Source organism: Streptomyces sp. NPDC059740 (assembly GCF_042733155.1).
Classification (GTDB): Bacteria; Actinomycetota; Actinomycetes; order Streptomycetales; family Streptomycetaceae; genus Streptomyces.
In genome coordinates, this window is record NZ_JBHWGP010000013.1 from 41,325 (window position 1) to 58,386 (window position 17,062).

The window sequence follows — 17,062 nt, forward strand, 5'->3', positions numbered from 1 at the left end:
ACAGGGGGGCTGGCCTGCGGCGGGGCTTGACCACCGCTGCGGCTGAGACCGACGGGCCGTGCGGGGGCGGGAGGGGCGACAGGCGGTGTCGTCCCCCCGCCCCCGCACGGGCACAGGGCAGTCCGCGAACCGGAGGCGAGGAGCCAGGCGGGATCCACGCCCCGCCCCTCCCCCTTCTCCCGGAGTTCACCCGGCCGCCCCGGTCCCACGGCGCGCCACTGGTCGGGCCAATGGCACCGAGGGACAAGGCTTGGCACGGTGCGGGTCGGTGCCCATGATGGACCTGCCGGGTCGTCACGGGACGCGCAGCGCTCTCCGGACGCCCTCCCCTACCCCACGTCCCCTCAGCCGCAGGGAGCACGCATGGAGTTCGCAGGAATCCAGCCGTCCCGACGCCGTCTCCTCACCGGTTCCGCCGCCCTCGCCGCGGCGACGGTGCTCGCCCCCCTCGGCGGTACCCGCGCCACCGCCGCCACCCCGCACGCCGCCACCGCCTACCCCACCGTCCACTGGACGCCGGCCAGCACCTCCAACTACACCGCCTCCAACCGGCCCACCACGTATCCGGTCGAGATGGTCGTCATCCACGTCACCCAGGAGACCTACGCCGACGCCGTGAAGATCTTCCAGAACCCGGCGAAGGAGGTCTCCATCCACTACCTGGTGCGGTCGGCCGACGGCTACATCGGGCAGTGCGTCAAGGAGGACGACGTCGCCTGGCACGCCGGCAACTGGGACTACAACACCCGCAGCATCGGCATCGAGCACGAGGGCTGGGTCGACGACCCCTCGTGGTTCACGGAGACCATGTACCGCCAGTCAGCCGCCCTGACAGCCGCGGTCTGCGCCCGGTACGGCATCCCCAAGGACCGTGAGCACATCATCGGCCACGCCGAGGTGCCCGGCACCGACCACACCGACCCGGGTGAGTACTGGGACTGGGCGCACTACATGGACCTGGTCCGCGACGCGGGCTGAGCCCGCCGGTTCCCGGCACCCGCCCCGGGCGGTCACCGTCCCGTGCCGAGCCCGCCACCGAGGGGCCACGCGCCCCGGCCGCGCACACCCGCTGTATCCTCCTCCCCCGCCCGGTGGCCGTACGGACGGCCGGACCGCCGTGGGTCCGGCCGCCGGCGGCGGACCGCACCGGGCGCCGCAAACCGCCCCGGCCCACCGGCCCGGGCACGAACCGTGGGAGCAACCGGTGAGGAAACGGTACGCACGGGCGCGCGCCGCCCTGACGCTCGTGGCGACGTGGGCCGTACTCGCCGGTGCCGGGGTCGCCGACGCCCTTCCGGCGACGGCCGCCGCCGAACCGGTGCGCGCCACCGGCACCACCGTGCTCGCCCCGGGCATCCGGTACACCACCCTGGATCTGCGGATGCCCGGCGGCACCGCCCACGCCCACCTGCTCACCGCGGACCTGAGGGTTCGCCACGTCACCGCGGACCTGCTCACCCCCGGCGCGGTGGCGCGGCGTGGCACGGTGTCCGCCATGGCCGACGCCCGGGGTGCCGTCGCGGCGGTCAACGGGGACTTCTTCAACATCGAGGAGAGCCAGCACCCCGGGGTCGAGCCCACCGGTTCCGCGGACGGGCCCGCCGTCTCCTCCGGCCGGGTGCTCAAGTCGGCCGTGCCCGACGGGCAGCGGTTCGGTCCGGCACTGCCCGCGGGCACCTCCACCCGCGACGTGTTCGTCCTGGGCACCGACCGCCGGGCCCGCCTCGACGAGCTGACGCTCCGGGGAACGGTGCGCACCCCTCACGGCGTCCTGCGCCTGGGCGGCCTCAACCAGTACGCCGTGCCGGTGGGTGGCGTGGGGGCCTACACCGCGGCGTGGGGTGCCACCTCACGCGCCCGGGCCGTCTGCGGGACCGACACCGTCCGTGCGGCGCCGTGCACCACCGACGCCTACGAGGTGACGGTCCGCCGCGGCAGGGTGGTGGCCACCGCGGAGAGCCCCGGGGCCGGGGCCGTCGCCGGGGACAGCGTGGTGCTGGTGGGCCGGGAAGGGGGCGCACAGGCACTCCGTGCCCTCCACCGCGGTGACCGGGTCGCGGTGTCCGCCGCCCTCCGGGCGCGCACCACGGGCCGGTTGAAGTTCGCCGTCGGCGGCTTCCCCGTCCTGCGCGGGGGCCTCCCGCTGCCGGACCTGGACACCGGAGCGGCGGCGGTGCGCACCGCGATCGGCACCGGCAGCGACGGGCGGACCCTGTACCTGCTCGGCCTCGACGGGGCCACCGGCTCCGCCCGCCTCACCGTGGCCCAGCTCGCCGAGGTCATGCGGGAGCTCGGCGCCGCCGACGCGATGAACCTCGACGGCGGCGGCTCCACCGAGGTGGTCGAACGCGCGCCCGGCAGTCACTCCGTCACGGTCGTCAACCACCCGTCCGACGGTGCGGAACGCCCGGTGGCCGAGGCGGTGGGTCTCTTCGCGGGACGAGGGTGAGGCGGCGGCACCGGGCACGCCCCGCGGCGACTGCGAGGGCCGCGCCTCCCCGGTTGCTGCAAGGGGACACCCGGCCGGCCCCCGGCGCGAGCGTCATGGGGGCGGCGGCCGGTGAGCGCTCCGGCCGCCGCCCCCGTTGCCTGCACCGTCTTCCCATTCGTCTGCTGTGCTCCTGCCCCTGCTTCACCTTCTGCGGATCAGGCGGGCTGGTCGCCGGTGTAGCGGTAGATGTTCCCGGCCGTGTTCACACCCCACACCGTCCCGTCGGCTGCCGCCCCGATGTCGGTCAACGCTCCGGAGACCTGTAGCCAGGGGCTGGCGTCGTCGTTGGTGTACCGGTAGATGTTGCCGCCCGCGTTCACGCCCCACACGTTCGTGCGCGCCCCCGCCGTGATCCTCACCAGCGCACCGGGGATCTGCTTCCAGTCGGCCATCGTCTGCCCTCTCCTCCGCCGGAACTGTTTCGTCCGGCTACTCCCCAAGGGGAGCGATTCATCCGATAAGTGAACAAAGGAACGGGAGAGAGATATGGTCCGTGAAGGTACGTTTGACGAATGACTTCCCTGCCGGTGCGGGCTGTTGCGCCCCCGGAGCCACGTCAAGGCGGCGCGAGTTCTTCTCGCTCGCGCGAGTGATAATCAGGCGAGATGTTGACGCGGGCGGCTCGGAGCGGAGCCGCCCGCGGCCGTCACGGACGCACGGAGCTGACCAGGTCGGCCGCGCCGGAGAGGCCGTTGTGGATCTCGGGGGCGAGGGAACTGCCTGCGAGGTAGAAGCCGAGGACGGCGCAGACCACCGCGTGCGAGAACTTGAGTTTGCCGGTCCTCACCAGCAGCACCGCCAGGGACACCAGCAACAGGACGACGGAGATCGAGATCGCCACGACTACCTCCTCGGCTGCCGCACCAGCGGCGGTGGGTAAGGAACGCGGCCAGTGTTTCCTACCGCGCGGCTCCGACTGCCCATGGCGTGGTCGGCCGATCAGGTGGTCTGACGGTCGCCCCACCAGTGGCGGCCTCCTCCGTCCCGCAGACAACGACCGAGGGCCGCGAACGGAAACGTCCGATCCGGGCACGGGACGACCCCACAACCGAACAACCGAACAACCGGGCAACCGGGCAGACGACCTGGCGGGCCCCGCTGCGGGACCCGCATCGGGAGGTGCGATGAACGAGTCGTGGGCCGGCCGGCCGCGGGGCAGCCGCTCCTGGCCCGCCGAGGTGGCGAAGGTGCTGGAGGCGCTGCCGCCCGTCCTGTTCGCGGTCCCCTACTCCGGTGCTCACCCACCGCAGCCGCCGGCTTTGGCAGTCGCGGGTGAAAGGGCGGCAGCTCCGAGGCCGGACGGGCTGGACCTGACGGCCGGCGCCAACTGCCAGCGCTACGCCTACGCCGTCCTGGCCCACCACGGCCGTCGGGTGCCGCCGCTGCGGTCGGCCGAGCTGTGGGCCGACGCGTCCGCCACGGTCCGTGCGCCACGCCCCGCCCCGCTGGACCTCGTGCTCTTCGACGCCGGTCCGGTGCCGGGACGGGCCGAGGGGTACGGGGCGCACGTGGGGGTGCACCTCGGGCCGGACGCCGTGCTGCATCTCTGCCGGGAGGTGGGCCGGCCGGCCGTGTGGCGCTACGGGGACTTCGCGGCACGGGCGCGTTACGCACGGTTCCTGGGCGCCAAACGGGTTCTCCCGGCGCACGGTTGACGGGCCGGGGCGGCCGTCCGCACCAGCGCCCGCACCAGCACCAGCACCAGCACCAGCACCAGCACCAGCACCAGCACCAGCACCAGCACCAGTGAGCATGACCTACCGAGCTACACGGCACCTGCCTCGGCGACAGTGGTGACGGCCGCCGGCGGGGCCGCCGCCGAGGCGGAGGAGCCGGGTCATGTCGTGTAGTCCGCGTTGACGCGGACGTATCCGGCGGACAGGTCGCAGCCGTAGACCGTGGCCCGGGCCTCCCCGATGCCGAGCGTGACGACGATGTCGACCTCGTCCCGGCGCATGATGTCGACGAGCCTGTCGAGGGTGTCGTCCTCGGGCTCTTCGGGGTACACCTCGACGTCGCCGAACCGCACGGTGACCTTGTCCGGCGCGATGTCGGTGTCCTCGGTGTTCTTGCCGACGGCCATCAGCACCCGGCCCCAGTTGGGGTCGGCGCCGTGGACCGCGGTCTTGACCAGGGGGGAGTTGACCACGCTCTTGGCGATGCGCTTGGCCTGCGCGTGGTCGCCGGCCTGGTCCACCGTGACCTGCAGGAGCTTGGTGGCGCCTTCGCCGTCGCCGGCCAGTTGCCGGGTCAGGTCCAGGCAGAGGTCGGCGAGGGCCGCGGAGAACCGCGCCGGATCGACCGGTCCCGCGGCACCGTTGGCGATGAGCGCCACGGTGTCGGAGGTGGAGGTGTCGGTGTCGACGCTCAGGCAGTTGAACGTCTGGTGCACCGCTCCGCGCAGCGCGCCGTCCAGGTCGTCCGGGGACACCTCCGCGTCGGTGAACACGTAGGCCAGCATCGTGGCCATGTCGGGTTCGAGCATGCCGACGCCCTTGACGACGCCCACGATGCGGGCCTGTCCCACGGTGCGCGCGGCGACCTTCGGACGGGTGTCGGTGGTCATCATCGCGCGGGCCACGTCCAGCGGTTCGGCCGTGAACGCCGCGAGCCCGCGCTGCGCGGTCTCGTCGAAGTGCCTGCGGATCGCCTCCATCGGCAGCGGACGTCCGATGACGCCGGTGGAGCCGATGAGGACCTCCTCCTCTTCGATGCCCAGCACTGCGGCGACGCGGCGAACCACCTCGGCCGCGTTCTCCTCACCCTGGCGCCCGGTGGCGACGTTCGCGTTCTGCGCCAGCGTCGTCACGGCACGCAGGTGCCGCCCTGCCGCATGGGCGCGGCTGAGGACCACCGCCGGGCCCGCGAAGAGAGACCGGGTGAACATCGCGGCACTGGTGGCGGGCCGGTCGGAGGTGACGACGGAGACGTCGTCGCCGTGCTCGCGCAGTCCGCCGTGCCCCGTACAGGCCCGGAAGCCCGCCGGCCACACCACCGGGCCGGCATCCAGAGTTGATGCATGCTCATACGTCATGCAGCATAGGTTTGCATTGGGGGGATGGGGTGTCCATCCCTTTTCCGCCGACGGCACGCAGGCGCAGCACCGCGGTGGCCGGTCGCCGTGGCGGCACGGAGAGGCAAGTGGCGAGTGAGACCGGTGGCCTGCCGGCGCGGGTCTCCACGGGGCCGGGGGCACCCTCCCGGGTGCCGTGTGCGGGAGCGGGCGGCCGGGACCGGGCGCCTCAAAACAGCGACCGCTGCCGGGCGGCGGCCGGCTCAGGGTGTGTCAGAAGCCGCCGCCCTGGAAGCCGCCGCCCCCGCCCCCGTCGCCGAAGCCACCGCCGTCCCCGAACCCGCCGCCACCGGAGAAGTCGTCGGGGTTGAAGTCGCCGCCGGTGTAGTCACCGCCGTCGGGTCCGCCCCAGCCGCCGTCCAGCCCGCCCCAGCCCGCGCCGCCCCAGGGGGCGGGGCCGGCCATGACGTTGCCGAGCATGGTTCCCACCAGCAGCCCCGGCAGGATGCCGCCGCCGAAGTAGCCGCCCGCCCAGGGCCCGTAGACCGGTCCGGCGTCCCAGTACGGGCGCCGCACCCCGTCCTGGGCCGTGACGGTGCGCACCAGGGGGTCGCGGCCGTCGGCCAGTCGCGCCCGGTCGGCGGCGCAGACCGGGACGGTGCGCACCGCCCCGTCCGGTGGGGCCCACTCGACGTCGTCGACGGCGGGTCCGTGCCTCGGGTCGAAGAAGCAGGGCGGGCGCCGCTCCGGCAGGGGCCGGCCCTCCCGCCGGGCGTCCAGTGTCGCCAGCGCGAACCTGCCGTCCTCCAGCGCGCGCGTCACCTCCTGCACGTCGGCGGGGTGGGTGGCCCTGGCCATGGCCGCTTTGGCCGACTCGTAGGACTCCAGGGCGCGGCCGTAGTCCGACCGCATGGCGTCGTCCGCGGCGGGATCGCCGGGGCGGAAGTCGAGGCGGTCCAGTTCCTCGCCGAAAGCAGTGATGTCCTCGTCCACGACGACCCGCAGCGACTCCAGCTGGGCGGCCTGTTGCTCGGCCCGGCGCCGGCGGGCCCGGCGCCGCACCGTCAGGGCCGCACCCAGCACCACGACCAGCAGTACGGCGATACCGACCAGCACGCCGCTGCCGGTGCCGCCGCCGCTGTCCCAGGAGGAGGGTGCCTGGCCGCGGGCCTGGCGGTCGGCCTGGTCGACGAAGGAGGACAACTGGGCGCGGGCGTCACCCGGATGGGTGCGTTTGACCTCGCCCACCAGGTTGCGGACCGCGTCCCGCGACATCACCTGGGGGTCGGCGCCGGCGTCGAAGCCGTCACCGAGCTGCACGGCGTACACCCCGCTGATGCCGACGGCGGTGCGCAGGTCGCGCAGCACCGTGGCGGACGGGTACTCGGCAGCCTTAGGCAGCACCGCCACGAACACCGGCCTGCCGGAGTCCTCGATCCGCTTCTCCAGCGACCGCTCCCGGGAGGGCGGGAGCTGTCCGGAGGCACGTGGGTCGACGTAGACGGGGCGGGCGTTGAGGGCCCTGGCCGCCTCGTCGATGCCGCCGACCGCCCAGGCCTGCGGCACCGCTGCGAGGAGGAGGACGAGCAGGGCGGCCACGAGCGCCGGCAACGCCGCCCGCAGGGAACGACGAGGTGCGATCTCCATACGTATGACGCTACCCGAGGCGCGCTTTTCGGACATCGTCACGGACGCGTTCCCGTGCACCGGAAACCGGCGCCGCCCCGGCCCCGTACCGGCGGACCGGTGCCGGGCGGCCGGGGCATGGTGGCCCACCCCCGGCGGTCTGTCGCGCCGGCGCGGGCCACCGTGGTGGTCGGGGCGCGTTTCCCTTAGTCGATCAGGGGGAGCGGGGAGGCTGGTGGTGTCACACCCGCGAGAACTCGTCACACCAGACGGAAGCGAGGATGCGATGCGGAAGGCCACCAGCCTGATCGCCGTCACCGGAGCACTGCTCACCCTCACCCCCGCCGCGTACGCGACACCCGCCGAGCGCGGCGAGGGCGACATCACCGTCACCGCCCCCGCGGCGCACACCTCGCGGCGGTGCAACGACTCCCTGGTGGTGCGATGGCGCAACACCACCGGTCGGGACGTCGACATATGGCTGGCCGGGAAGGGGGGCGAGGGCGGGGGCGCACACGAGCACCTCGCGCAGCTCGCGTCCCACGTGGGGGCGCGGGCCGACGGTGAGCTGATGGTGTTGCTGCCGCGGGTCGTCAAGGGCAGCGAGTACGCCGTGGAGGTGGCCAGCGTCGACGGCGAGGTCCACGCCGACAGTCACGACTTCGAGATCACCGGCGGCTGACCGGCGCACCCGGGACCGCCCGGTCAGGGTGCGGCCAGGTCCACCAGGTCGGCCAGGGCGGCCCGGTGGTGACCGGGGGTGCCCAGCGCGATCTCGTCGCTCTTGGCCCGCTTGAGGTAGAGGTGCGCGGGGTGCTCCCAGGTCATGCCGATCCCGCCGTGCAGCTGGACGCACTCCTGGGCGGCGCGGACGGCGACCGGGGCGCAGTACGCCTGGGCCACCGCGACCGCCACCGCCGCGTCGGGGTCGCCGGCCGCCAGGGCGTCGGCGGCGTTGCGGGCGGCGGCCCGCGCCGAGGCGACGTCCAGCCAGAGGGCGGCCATCCGGTGTTTGAGCGCCTGGAAGGAGCCCACCGGACGGCCGAACTGGTGCCGTTCGGCGGTGTGGCTGACGGTGGCGGACAGGCACCACTGGGCGAGGCCGAGTTGCTCGGAGGCGAGCAGTCCCGCTCCGGTCAGCAGCGCCCGGGCCACCGCCTCCCCCGCGGTGCCGGGGCCGGCCAGGAGGGTGGCGGCCGCGGCGCGGAAGGCGACGCCGGCCAGCGGCCGGGTCAGGTCCAGGGGGGTGAGCGCGGTGGTCTCGGAGTCGGCCCGCGCCACCGCGTACAGGCCCTCGCCTTCCGGTCCGCGGGCCGGGACGAGGAGGACGTCGGCTGCGGCGGCGTCCGCCACATGGCCCACCTCGCCGGTCAGGACGGTGCCTTCGGCGGTCGGTTCGGCCCGTACCGTCGGCTGCGGCGGCTTCCCGGGGGCGGCGGTTAGCGGGACGGCGAGCACGGCGACGCGGTTGCCCTCGGCGAGGTCGCGCAGCAGCGTGGCGACCGCAGCGGTGGCGGTGTCGCAGGCCAGCAGCGCGCTGGTGGCCATCACCGCGCTGGTGAGGTAGGGGGCGGGCGCCACACCGTGCCCCAGCTCCTCCAGCACCACGGCGGCCTCGCGGGGCCCGGCACCGGCACCGCCCAGCGCCTCGGGCACGAGCAGGCCGGCCACGCCGACGTCCCGGGCGAGGCCGCGCCACACGGCGGGGTCGGGGCCTTCGGGCGACTCCAGGGCGGCCAGGACGGCAGCCGGGCCGCCCCGGTCGGTGAGCAGGTCGCGGACCGCGGACCGCAGGTCCTCCTCGTCCTGGCCGTAGAGCAGGTCGGGGTCCCGGGGGGCGGGACGGGGTGCGGCGGTGCTCATCGGGGGAGGTCCTTCCAGGCGACGTCCTTGTCGGTGCGGGGCTCGGGCGGCAGGCCCAGCACGCGTTCGGCGACGATGTTGAGCAGCACCTCGCTGGTGCCGCCCTCGATGGAGTTGCCCTTGGCCCGCAGGTAGCGGTAACCCGCCTCCCGGCCGGTGAAGTCGACGTGCTGCGGGCGTGCGAAGGTCCAGTCGTCGTAGAGGAGACCGTCCTCGGCGCTGAACTCCACCTCCCAGCCGCTGATCTCCTGGGCGAGACGGGCGAAGGCGAGCTTCATGCCGCTGCCCTCGGGCCCGGGGGCGCCCACGGCCAGTTGCTGGCGCAGGCGTTCGCCGGTGAGGCGGGCGACCTCGGCGTCGACCCAGTGGTGCAGCAGGCGCTGGTGGAGGTCGGTGGTGCGGCGCTCGGGGTGGGCGCGCCAGGCGCGGGCGGCCACGGCGATCATCCCGGCCGGCGGCTCCCCGGGCGGCAGGGTGTCCTCGCGCGGGATGCGGGAGGAGCTGCCGATGGCGACGCGCTCGTTCATCAGTGTGGTCTGGGCGACGCGCCAGCCCTCGCCGACCTCGCCCAGGCGGTGCGCGTCGGGGATGCGCACACCGGTGAGGAAGACCTCGTTGAACTCGGCTTCGCCGGTGAGCTGCCGCAGCGGCCGCACCTCGACGCCGGGGTCGCTCATGTCGCAGACGAAGTAGGTGATGCCCCGGTGCTTGGGCGCGTCGGGGTCGGTCCTGGCGATGAGGATGGCCCAGCGCGCCATGTGGGCCGAGGAGGTCCACACCTTCTGGCCGGTGACGATCCAGTCGCCGGACTCGTCGCGGACGGCGCGGGTGGCCAGGGCGGCCAGGTCGGAGCCGGCGCCCGGCTCGCTGAAGAGCTGGCACCACACCTCCTCGCCGGTCCACAGCGGGCGCAGGAACCGTCTGCGCAGTGCGTCGTCGCCGTACTTGAGGATCGTGGGGGCGGCCATGCCCAGGCCGATGCCGATGCGGCGGGGGTCGTTGTCCGGGGCGCCGGCCGCGGCGAGTTGCGCGTCCACGGCGGCCTGCAGGGACCGGGGGGCGCCCAGTCCGCCGAGGCCCTCGGGGAAGTGGACCCAGGCCAGGCCCGCGTCGAAGCGGGCGCGGAGGAAGTCCAGCCGGTCGGTTGTGGCCGGGGGGTGGGCGGCGAGCAGTTCGGTGGTGCGCTCGCGCAGTTCCTTCGGGGTGGGCGGCTTGCTCATCAGGCGGCTCCCTTCTCGTCGCCCGGGGTGAGGGCGGGGAGGACCGCGATGCGGCCGGTGGTGGTGCCGTCGAAGACGCGCTGGACGGCGTCGGCGGCCTGCTCCAGGGGGACGCGGCCACCGATGAGGGGCCGCACGACGCCCTGGGCGGCGAGGTCGGTGAGTTCCCGGTGGCAGGCTTCGACGGCTGCCGGGTCCTTGGTGTTGTACAGCCCCCAGTGGAGGCCGAGGACGGCGTAGTTCTTGACGAGGGCGTGGTTGAGGGCGGCGGTGGGGATGGCCCCGCTGGCGAAGCCGACGACCACGATGCGGCCCTCGAAGGCGATGCACTTGACGGACTTGGCGTACGCGTCGCCGCCGACGGGGTCGTAGACGACGTCGGCGCCGCGACCACCGGTGGCCTCCTTGACGGCGGCGACGATGTCGTCGGACCGGCGGTCCAGGACCAGGTCGCAGCCGAGTGCGGCGGCGACCTCGGCCTTCTCCTTGCCCCCGACGACTCCGACCACCCTGGCGCCGGCGGCCTTGCCGAGCTGGACGGCGGCGCTGCCCACACCGCCCGCGGCGGCGTGTACGAGCAGGGTCTCGCCGGGCTGGAGGTGGGCCCGCCGGTGCAGTCCGAACCAGCCGGTCTGGTAACCGATGTGGAGGGCCGCGGCCTCGGCGTCGTCCAGGGCGGCGGGTGCGGTGCGCACGGCTGCGGCGTCGGCGACGACGTACTCGGCGAACCCGCCGTCAGGCAGACCGGGTTGGGCCAGGACGCGGTCACCGACCGCCACCCTGCCCGCGTCGGCTCCCTCGCCGAGCTCCACGACCTCGCCGCAGACCTCCACTCCGGGGGTGAACGGGAACGGTGGCCTGACCTGGTACTGGCCCCGGCACAGCAGCGCGTCGGGGAAGTTCACGTTGGTCGCGAGGACGCGCAGCAGTACCTGTCCGGCCCCCGGACGCGGGTCCGGTACCTCCTCCAGCCGCATGACGTCACGCGGTTCGCCGTTCTCGGACACGCGCCATGCCTTCACCTGGGCCTCCACAAGCTCGGTTTCGCGGGCGGCGCGAAGCCGCGGGAGGCCTCGACGCCACCGGCATACTAAGCGGTCGGTATCTGTTGTGGGAACAGCCGTTCACCTGCGGAACCGGCTCCGGGGCGCGCGTACCGCCGGACCGGAGGGGGCCCGGGGGCCGCCCCTGCGGCAACCGCACCGGACACGGTGGCCGGCTGCCGTCCGGTCAGTCCTCCAGGGCCTGCCGTATGCGGCGGGAGGGCGTGAAGACGTACAGGTCGAGGATGTCGGACGGCGCGGCGAGCCCCGGGCCGCCGGCGGCGCTCCAGGTCGCGATGTCGTCCGTGGCGTCGCTGTCGTTGACCAGGCCCAGCCAGACGGGGCGGCCGCCGGCCCTGCGCCCCTGCGCGGAAGGCTGCACGACGACGACGTTGGCGTGTTCGCAGGCGTCCAGGCAGTCGGTGACGCGGACCTGCGCCAGCCCCTCCAGCGACCGGCGGAGCCGGGCCAGCTGGGCCGCGTGGTCGAGGCCGGGGACCTTCGGGGTACCGCAGCAGCAGCCCCGGCAGACCGTGACGGTACAGCGGGCCGCCGCACCGGCGGGCTCCCCCGCACGCCGGCGGGCGCTCACCTGCCACCCCCCGCGAGCCCGCGCCGGCGTCCAAGAGCACCGCAGCGGGCCCGGCGCCCCGGCCCGTCCGCAGTGAGGCCGGAACCCGCGCCGAGAAGGAGGGAGGAGGCGCACGGGGCCCACGGGGGCTGCCGGAGAGCGGCGCCCCCCGGGCACCCGGCACGGTCGCCGCCGTGGCGGCGGGAAGCGGCCGGTGACTCGCCGGCGTCGGGCCCCAGGGAGGCGGGGGTGGTGGTGCGGGAGAGCAGGACGTCCTCCGGAGGTACGGCCGTCGAGAGTGACGGCGGGTGGGCGGTCGGGGCGCGGCTGAGCCCCGCCGGATCGGTCACCCCTCCCCTGCGGATCGCACGCCGCTCCGGCACGGCCGTCCGCCGCCCCGGCCGACAGGGCGTCAGCGGCAGGCGGAGACCACCGCGCCGGGAGTTCACCGTACGGCGTCCCCGCCGGCGTGCCGCCGGGGGTGCCCCGCCCACCGCCCGTTCGCCCCGGTCGAGCGCCCCCCGCGCCGCCGTGCGCGGGGCCGTGCGCCTGCTTCGGGCCGGCCGTGGCGGTTCACGGCGCGCTGGGCGGGTACACAGCAGCGCGGTCGGACATGTGCGTCGGCCGGGTTCCTGGGCCGCGCGGCAACCGGTCGCGGCACTCTCCCGATCGGCGCAAAGACGGCCTTGAGCAACCGGCCGGCACCGGTTTAGGTGGACTCGTGGCGATATCGGCCGCGGCCGACCGTCGAGGAAGGGGAACCATGCCCGCACGTCCGACCGTGACGGAGGCCGAACTCGAGGCCCACCTGAACGGCATCTGCTTCAAGACCGGCCCGCCCCGGCGGATCGGCGTCGAGACGGAGTGGCTGGTCCACGACGCCGACGACGCGCGATGTCCGGTCTCTCCCGAGCGCCACGCCGCGGCGGTGGCCGCCCTGCGCGCCCTCCCCCTGCACTCCCTCCTCACCTTCGAGCCCGGCGGCCAGGTCGAACTCAGCTCCCGGCCGGCCCCGACGCTCACCGACTGCGTCGCCGCCGTCACCGCCGACCTGGCGCTGGTCCGGTCCGCGCTGGTCCCCCTCGGTCTGAGCCTCGGTTCGCTCGGCCACCACCCCTGGCACGTCCCCGCCCGCCTGCTGCACGAGCCCCGGTACGACGCCATGGCGTCCTACCTGGGTCGTTGGGGGCCCGCCGCCCGTTCCATGATGTGCGCCTCGGCCTCGGTGCAGGTCTGCCTCGACGCCGGCCACGAGGGGCCCGGACCGCTGGGCCACCAGCGGCGGTGGCGGCTGGCCCACCTGCTCGGCGCGGTCCTGTGCGCGGCCTTCGCCAACTCCCCCACCAGCGGCGGCCTGCGGACCGGCTACCGCTCCACCCGGCAGGCCGTGTGGGCGGCCCTGGACCCGGGGCGCACCCAGGCGCCCGCCACCGACGCCCAGCCCCGCTCGGCCTGGACGGCATATGCCCTGGACGCCCCGGTCATGTGCGTGCGCGGCGACGACGGACCGTGGACCGCCCCCGAGGGGCTCACCTTCCGGGACTGGGTCCGGGGCGGCGGCCCCCGGCCCGTGACCCGGGCCGACCTCGACTACCACCTCACCACGCTCTTCCCGCCCGTCCGGCCGCGCGGCCACCTGGAACTGCGCATGATCGACGCCCAGCCGGGTGAGGACGGCTGGATCGTGCCGCTGGCCGTCACCGCGGCCCTCTTCGACGATCCGGCCGCCGCCGACCTCGCGTGGCACCTGGTCGAACCGCTCTCCGGCCTCGACGGGCCGGGGGCCGCGCCCCGCAACCCGCTGTGGGACCGCGCTGCGCGGCTGGGACTGCGCGATCCCCGGTTGCAGGCCGCGGCCCTGGGGTGCTTCGAGGCGGCCGCCGACGCGCTGGAGCGCCTCGGCGCCCCGGCCCGGGTCCGGCGCGCCGTGGCCGCCTTCACCGAGGCCTACGTCGCGGTGGGGCGCTGCCCCGCCGACGACACCTTGGAGGCGACGGCGCCCGTCGTCCCCGCCGGCTTCCGGTCCGACGGTTCCCGCCGGGCGGCCGGGCAGCCGTTCACCCTCGCTCCGTTCAGCCCCGCCGGCGGCGCGGGCGGGCATCCCGAGGACGCCACGGCGTTCGGGAAGGAACTCTCGTGAACCTCGTGAACCGACCGCAGACCGAGGACCCCGCGATCGTGCGCGAGCGGGCCGGCGCGGCGCTGCTGGCCGCCCGGGACCGCACCTCGCTGCTGACCACGTGTGTCGACGAGCACGATCTCACCGCACAGCACTCCCCGTTGATGTCACCGCTGGTCTGGGACCTGGCGCACATCGGCAACCAGGAGGAGCAGTGGCTGCTGCGGACGGTGGGCGGCCGGGAGGCGATGCGGCCCGAGATCGACTCCGTCTACGACGCCTTCGAGCACCCCAGGGCCGAGCGCCCCTCGCTGCCACTGCTCTCGCCGGCCGAGGCCCGGGCCTACGCGGCGGAGGTGCGCGGCCGTGCCCTCGACGTACTGGAGGGCACCCGGCTGGAGGGGTCCGCGCTGGTGACGGCGGGGTTCGTCTTCGGCATGATCGCCCAGCACGAGCAGCAGCACGACGAGACGATGCTCATCACCCACCAGCTCCGTCGCGGCCCCGCGGCGCTCACCGCCCCGCCGCCCCCCGCCGCCGGTGAGGTCACCGCTTGCGAAGTCCTGGTTCCCGGCGGGCCGTTCACCATGGGCACCTCGACGGAACCGTGGGCACTGGACAACGAACGCCCGGCGCACCGCCGGCTGGTGCCGGCGTTCCACATCGACACCACGCCGGTGAGCAACGGCGCCTACCTGCGGTTCGTCGAGGACGGCGGATACCAGGACCCTCGTTGGTGGCAGCCGGCGGGCTGGGCACTGGTACGGGAACACGGCCTGACCGCCCCCCTGTTCTGGCGCCGTGAGGGCGGCGGGTGGCTGCGGCGCAGCTTCGGCGTGACCGAGCCCGTGCGCCCCGAGGAGCCGGTGGTGCACGTCAGTTGGTACGAGGCGGACGCCTACGCCCGCTGGGCCGGGCGCCGACTGCCGAGTGAGGCCGAGTGGGAGAAGGCCGCCCGCCACGATCCGGCCACCGGCGTCTCCCGCCGCTACCCGTGGGGTGACCAGGACCCGGGCCCCGACCACGCCAACCTCGGCCAGCGCCATCTGCGTCCCGCCCCGGTGGGCGCGTACGAACGGGGCCAGTCCCCGCTGGGCGTACGGCAGTTGATCGGTGACGTGTGGGAGTGGACGGCGAGCGACTTCCTGCCCTACCCCGGCTTCCGGGCGTTCCCCTACCGGGAGTACTCGGAGGTCTTCTTCGGCGACGGCCACAAGGTGCTGCGCGGCGGCTCCTTCGCGGTGGACGCGGTGGCCTGCCGCGGCACCTTCCGCAACTGGGACCTTCCGGTGCGGCGCCAGATCTTCGCCGGCTTCCGCACGGCGCGTGACGCGGCGGCCGCCTGATGTGCCGGCACCTGGCCTACCTGGGCGATCCGCTGCCGGTCGGGGAGCTGGTGGTCTCACCGCCGCACGGGCTGTACCGGCAGTCCTGGGCGCCCCGGCGGCAGGCGCACGGCACGGTCAACGCGGACGGTTTCGGCGTCGGCTGGTACGCACCCGACGATCCGGTGCCGGCCCGTTACCGGCGGGCCGGGCCGATCTGGGCCGACGCCTCGCTGCTGGACCTGGCGCGGGTGGTGCGCAGCGGCGCGGTGCTGGCCGCCGTCCGGGACGCGACCGTGGCCGGCGCGGACGCGGAGGCGGCGAGCGCGCCGTTCGCCACCGGCCGGTGGCTGTTCAGCCACAACGGGGCGGTGGCCGGCTGGCCCGGTTCGCTGGCCGCGCCCGCCGCCGGGCTGCCGCCGGCGGCGCTGCTGGAACTCCAGGCCCGCTGCGACTCGGCGCTGGTGTGGGCGTTGGTCCACCACCGGCTGTCGCAGGGGTTCTCGGCGGGCGAGGCGCTGGCCGAGACCGTCGTGGAGGTGGCCGGCGCGGCGCCCGGCTCCCGGCTGAACCTCCTGCTCCACGACGGCGAGTCCGTCGCCGCCACCACGTGGGGCGACACGCTCTTCCACCGCCGCCTGCCGGGCACCGGCACGGTGGTGGCCTCCGAACCGTACGACGACGCCGGGGACTGGGCCGTCGTCCCCGATCGCACGCTGCTGGTCGCCACCCGCGACGACGTCACCCTCACCCCGCTCAAGGAGCCACCCGCGTGAGCACTCCCGCCGTCACCCGCACCCTGCCCGCCGACGCCACGACCGCGGCCCTGCGTACCGACGTCGCCGCCGGTCTCAGTCACACGCCCAAGCGGCTGCCCCCGAAGTGGTTCTACGACGCGCGGGGCAGTGAGCTCTTCGAGAAGATCACCACGCTGCCCGCGTACTACCCGACCCGCGCCGAACGGGAGATCCTGCTGCGTGAGGCGCCGCGCATCGCCGAGGCCACCGGGGCGCGGACCCTGGTGGAGCTGGGCTCGGGTTCCTCGGACAAGACCCGGCACCTCATCTCGGCCCTGCCGCAGCTGCACACCTACCTCCCGGTGGACGTCAGCGAGAGCGCCCTCACCGCCGCGGCCCGGGCGCTGACGGCGGAGCACCCCGGGCTGACCGTCCACGCGCTGGTCGCCGACTTCCTGCTCGGTTTCGCGCTGCCCGGTTCGCCCACGCCCCGTCTCCTGGCGTTCCTGGGCGGGACGGTCGGCAACCTGCTGCCCCAGGAGCGGGCCGCGTTCCTGCGGTCGGTGCACGACCTGCTGGCGCCGGGCGACGCGCTGCTGCTCGGCACCGACCTGGTCAAGGACGAGGCGACGCTGGTGGCCGCGTACGACGACCCGGAGGGGGTGACGGCGGCGTTCAACAAGAACGTGCTCAGCGTCATCAACCGCGAACTGGGGGCGGACTTCGACCTGGACGCCTTCGAGCACGTCGCCCTCTGGGACGCGGAACGGGAGTGGATCGAGATGCGGTTGCGCTCCCGCGTCCAGCAGTCGGTGAAGGTGCCCGCCCTCGACCTCGCGGTGGTCTTCGAGGCCGGTGAGGAGATGCGTACCGAGGTGTCGGCGAAGTTCCGTGAGGAGACCGTCCGCGCGGAACTCACCGCCGCCGGGCTGGACCTCGCCCACTGGTGGACCGACGAGGCGGACCGGTTCGCCCTCTCGCTCGCCTTCCGGCGGTAGCGGGCGCCGCAGGTGCGGTGTGCGGTCGGTGGGGGGCCGGCGGCGTACCGCACCGG

The 17,062-nt window shown here is 74.8% G+C and carries 16 protein-coding genes; 8 read left to right on the plus strand and 8 right to left on the minus strand.

Annotation, left to right across the window (positions count from 1 at the left end; genetic code table 11):
- Positions 1 to 363 precede the first annotated feature (363 nt).
- Positions 364 to 978: an N-acetylmuramoyl-L-alanine amidase gene (locus ACFV3R_RS17655; RefSeq protein WP_385582990.1), complete on the plus strand. Its 615-nt coding sequence runs from the start codon at positions 364 to 366 to the stop codon at positions 976 to 978.
- Between the two features lie 226 nt (positions 979 to 1,204).
- The gene (locus ACFV3R_RS17660) at positions 1,205 to 2,449 is read left to right on the plus strand and encodes a phosphodiester glycosidase family protein (protein WP_385582993.1); all 1,245 of its coding nucleotides are present in this window, start codon (positions 1,205 to 1,207) and stop codon (positions 2,447 to 2,449) included.
- A gap of 197 nt (positions 2,450 to 2,646) precedes the next feature.
- Here ACFV3R_RS17660 and ACFV3R_RS17665 read toward each other — a convergent pair whose 3' ends face one another.
- Positions 2,647 to 2,883: a tectonin domain-containing protein gene (locus ACFV3R_RS17665; RefSeq protein ID WP_385582996.1), complete on the minus strand. Its 237-nt coding sequence runs from the start codon at positions 2,881 to 2,883 to the stop codon at positions 2,647 to 2,649.
- 254 nt (positions 2,884 to 3,137) lie between these two features.
- Complete coding sequence (locus ACFV3R_RS17670; RefSeq protein ID WP_385582999.1) at positions 3,138 to 3,332, minus strand: hypothetical protein; 195 nt, start codon at positions 3,330 to 3,332, stop codon at positions 3,138 to 3,140.
- A 283-nt stretch (positions 3,333 to 3,615) separates the two neighbouring features.
- Here ACFV3R_RS17670 and ACFV3R_RS17675 point away from each other — a divergent pair, with 283 nt between their 5' ends.
- Positions 3,616 to 4,146 (plus strand): cell wall hydrolase, encoded by a 531-nt coding sequence (locus ACFV3R_RS17675; protein WP_385583002.1) that lies wholly within the window; start codon positions 3,616 to 3,618, stop codon positions 4,144 to 4,146.
- A 182-nt stretch (positions 4,147 to 4,328) separates the two neighbouring features.
- Here the strand turns inward: ACFV3R_RS17675 and argJ are convergent, their stop codons facing one another.
- Both argJ and ACFV3R_RS17685 read right to left on the minus strand, forming a co-directional pair.
- Positions 4,329 to 5,525 carry a bifunctional glutamate N-acetyltransferase/amino-acid acetyltransferase ArgJ gene (argJ, locus tag ACFV3R_RS17680; RefSeq protein WP_385583005.1) on the minus strand — a complete coding sequence of 399 codons (1,197 nt, stop codon included), beginning with the start codon at positions 5,523 to 5,525 and terminating at the stop codon, positions 4,329 to 4,331.
- Positions 5,526 to 5,777: 252 nt separating this feature from the next.
- Positions 5,778 to 7,151, minus strand: a complete 1,374-nt coding sequence (locus ACFV3R_RS17685; protein WP_385583008.1) for a hypothetical protein — start codon at positions 7,149 to 7,151, stop codon at positions 5,778 to 5,780.
- Positions 7,152 to 7,416: 265 nt separating this feature from the next.
- Here ACFV3R_RS17685 and ACFV3R_RS17690 point away from each other — a divergent pair, with 265 nt between their 5' ends.
- Entirely contained in the window at positions 7,417 to 7,812 is a 396-nt protein-coding gene (locus ACFV3R_RS17690; protein ID WP_385583011.1) for a hypothetical protein, read from the plus strand.
- Between the two features lie 23 nt (positions 7,813 to 7,835).
- On the opposite strand, the gene ACFV3R_RS17695 is transcribed toward ACFV3R_RS17690, so the two are convergent.
- The 4 genes from ACFV3R_RS17695 to ACFV3R_RS17710 form a co-directional block, all read right to left on the minus strand.
- Complete coding sequence (locus ACFV3R_RS17695; protein ID WP_385583014.1) at positions 7,836 to 8,993, minus strand: acyl-CoA dehydrogenase family protein; 1,158 nt, start codon at positions 8,991 to 8,993, stop codon at positions 7,836 to 7,838.
- Positions 8,990 to 10,213, minus strand: coding sequence for an acyl-CoA dehydrogenase family protein (locus ACFV3R_RS17700; protein WP_385583018.1), 1,224 nt, complete (start codon positions 10,211 to 10,213; stop codon positions 8,990 to 8,992). Before ACFV3R_RS17700 ends, ACFV3R_RS17695 begins: the two co-directional genes overlap by 4 nt.
- On the minus strand, positions 10,213 to 11,235 hold the full coding sequence (locus ACFV3R_RS17705) for an NADPH:quinone oxidoreductase family protein (protein ID WP_385583021.1): 1,023 nt from the start codon (positions 11,233 to 11,235) through the stop codon (positions 10,213 to 10,215). The genes ACFV3R_RS17700 and ACFV3R_RS17705 overlap by 1 nt, the downstream gene beginning before the upstream one ends.
- Before the next feature lie 208 nt (positions 11,236 to 11,443).
- Complete coding sequence (locus tag ACFV3R_RS17710) at positions 11,444 to 11,848, minus strand: (2Fe-2S) ferredoxin domain-containing protein (RefSeq protein ID WP_385583024.1); 405 nt, start codon at positions 11,846 to 11,848, stop codon at positions 11,444 to 11,446.
- A 742-nt stretch (positions 11,849 to 12,590) separates the two neighbouring features.
- Between ACFV3R_RS17710 and egtA the strand changes: the two genes are divergently transcribed.
- From egtA to egtD, 4 genes are read left to right on the plus strand one after another with little or no spacing between them, the layout of a single operon-like run.
- Complete coding sequence (egtA, locus tag ACFV3R_RS17715) at positions 12,591 to 13,967, plus strand: ergothioneine biosynthesis glutamate--cysteine ligase EgtA (protein ID WP_385583027.1); 1,377 nt, start codon at positions 12,591 to 12,593, stop codon at positions 13,965 to 13,967.
- A complete protein-coding gene (gene egtB / locus ACFV3R_RS17720; RefSeq protein WP_385583030.1) occupies positions 13,964 to 15,292 on the plus strand; it encodes an ergothioneine biosynthesis protein EgtB in 1,329 nt (442 codons plus the stop codon). The genes egtA and egtB overlap by 4 nt, the downstream gene beginning before the upstream one ends.
- Entirely contained in the window at positions 15,292 to 16,047 is a 756-nt protein-coding gene (gene egtC, locus ACFV3R_RS17725; RefSeq protein ID WP_385583033.1) for an ergothioneine biosynthesis protein EgtC, read from the plus strand. Before egtB ends, egtC begins: the two co-directional genes overlap by 1 nt.
- Entirely contained in the window at positions 16,044 to 17,006 is a 963-nt protein-coding gene (gene egtD / locus ACFV3R_RS17730; protein WP_385583036.1) for an L-histidine N(alpha)-methyltransferase, read from the plus strand. The genes egtC and egtD overlap by 4 nt, the downstream gene beginning before the upstream one ends.
- The last annotated feature ends 56 nt before the right edge of the window (positions 17,007 to 17,062 follow it).

Bases quoted from the DNA above. Each gene is read 5' to 3' on its own strand.
- egtA (WP_385583027.1), top strand. From the start codon at position 12,591: ATGCCCGCACGTCCGACCGTGACGGAGGCCGAACTCGAGGCCCACCTG.
- ACFV3R_RS17695 (WP_385583014.1), bottom strand. From the start codon at position 8,993: ATGAGCACCGCCGCACCCCGTCCCGCCCCCCGGGACCCCGACCTGCTC.
- ACFV3R_RS17690 (WP_385583011.1), top strand. From the start codon at position 7,417: ATGCGGAAGGCCACCAGCCTGATCGCCGTCACCGGAGCACTGCTCACC.
- egtC (WP_385583033.1), top strand. From the start codon at position 15,292: ATGTGCCGGCACCTGGCCTACCTGGGCGATCCGCTGCCGGTCGGGGAG.
- ACFV3R_RS17675 (WP_385583002.1), top strand. From the start codon at position 3,616: ATGAACGAGTCGTGGGCCGGCCGGCCGCGGGGCAGCCGCTCCTGGCCC.
- ACFV3R_RS17665 (WP_385582996.1), bottom strand. From the start codon at position 2,883: ATGGCCGACTGGAAGCAGATCCCCGGTGCGCTGGTGAGGATCACGGCG.
- argJ (WP_385583005.1), bottom strand. From the start codon at position 5,525: ATGACGTATGAGCATGCATCAACTCTGGATGCCGGCCCGGTGGTGTGG.
- ACFV3R_RS17685 (WP_385583008.1), bottom strand. From the start codon at position 7,151: ATGGAGATCGCACCTCGTCGTTCCCTGCGGGCGGCGTTGCCGGCGCTC.
- ACFV3R_RS17700 (WP_385583018.1), bottom strand. From the start codon at position 10,213: ATGAGCAAGCCGCCCACCCCGAAGGAACTGCGCGAGCGCACCACCGAA.
- ACFV3R_RS17655 (WP_385582990.1), top strand. From the start codon at position 364: ATGGAGTTCGCAGGAATCCAGCCGTCCCGACGCCGTCTCCTCACCGGT.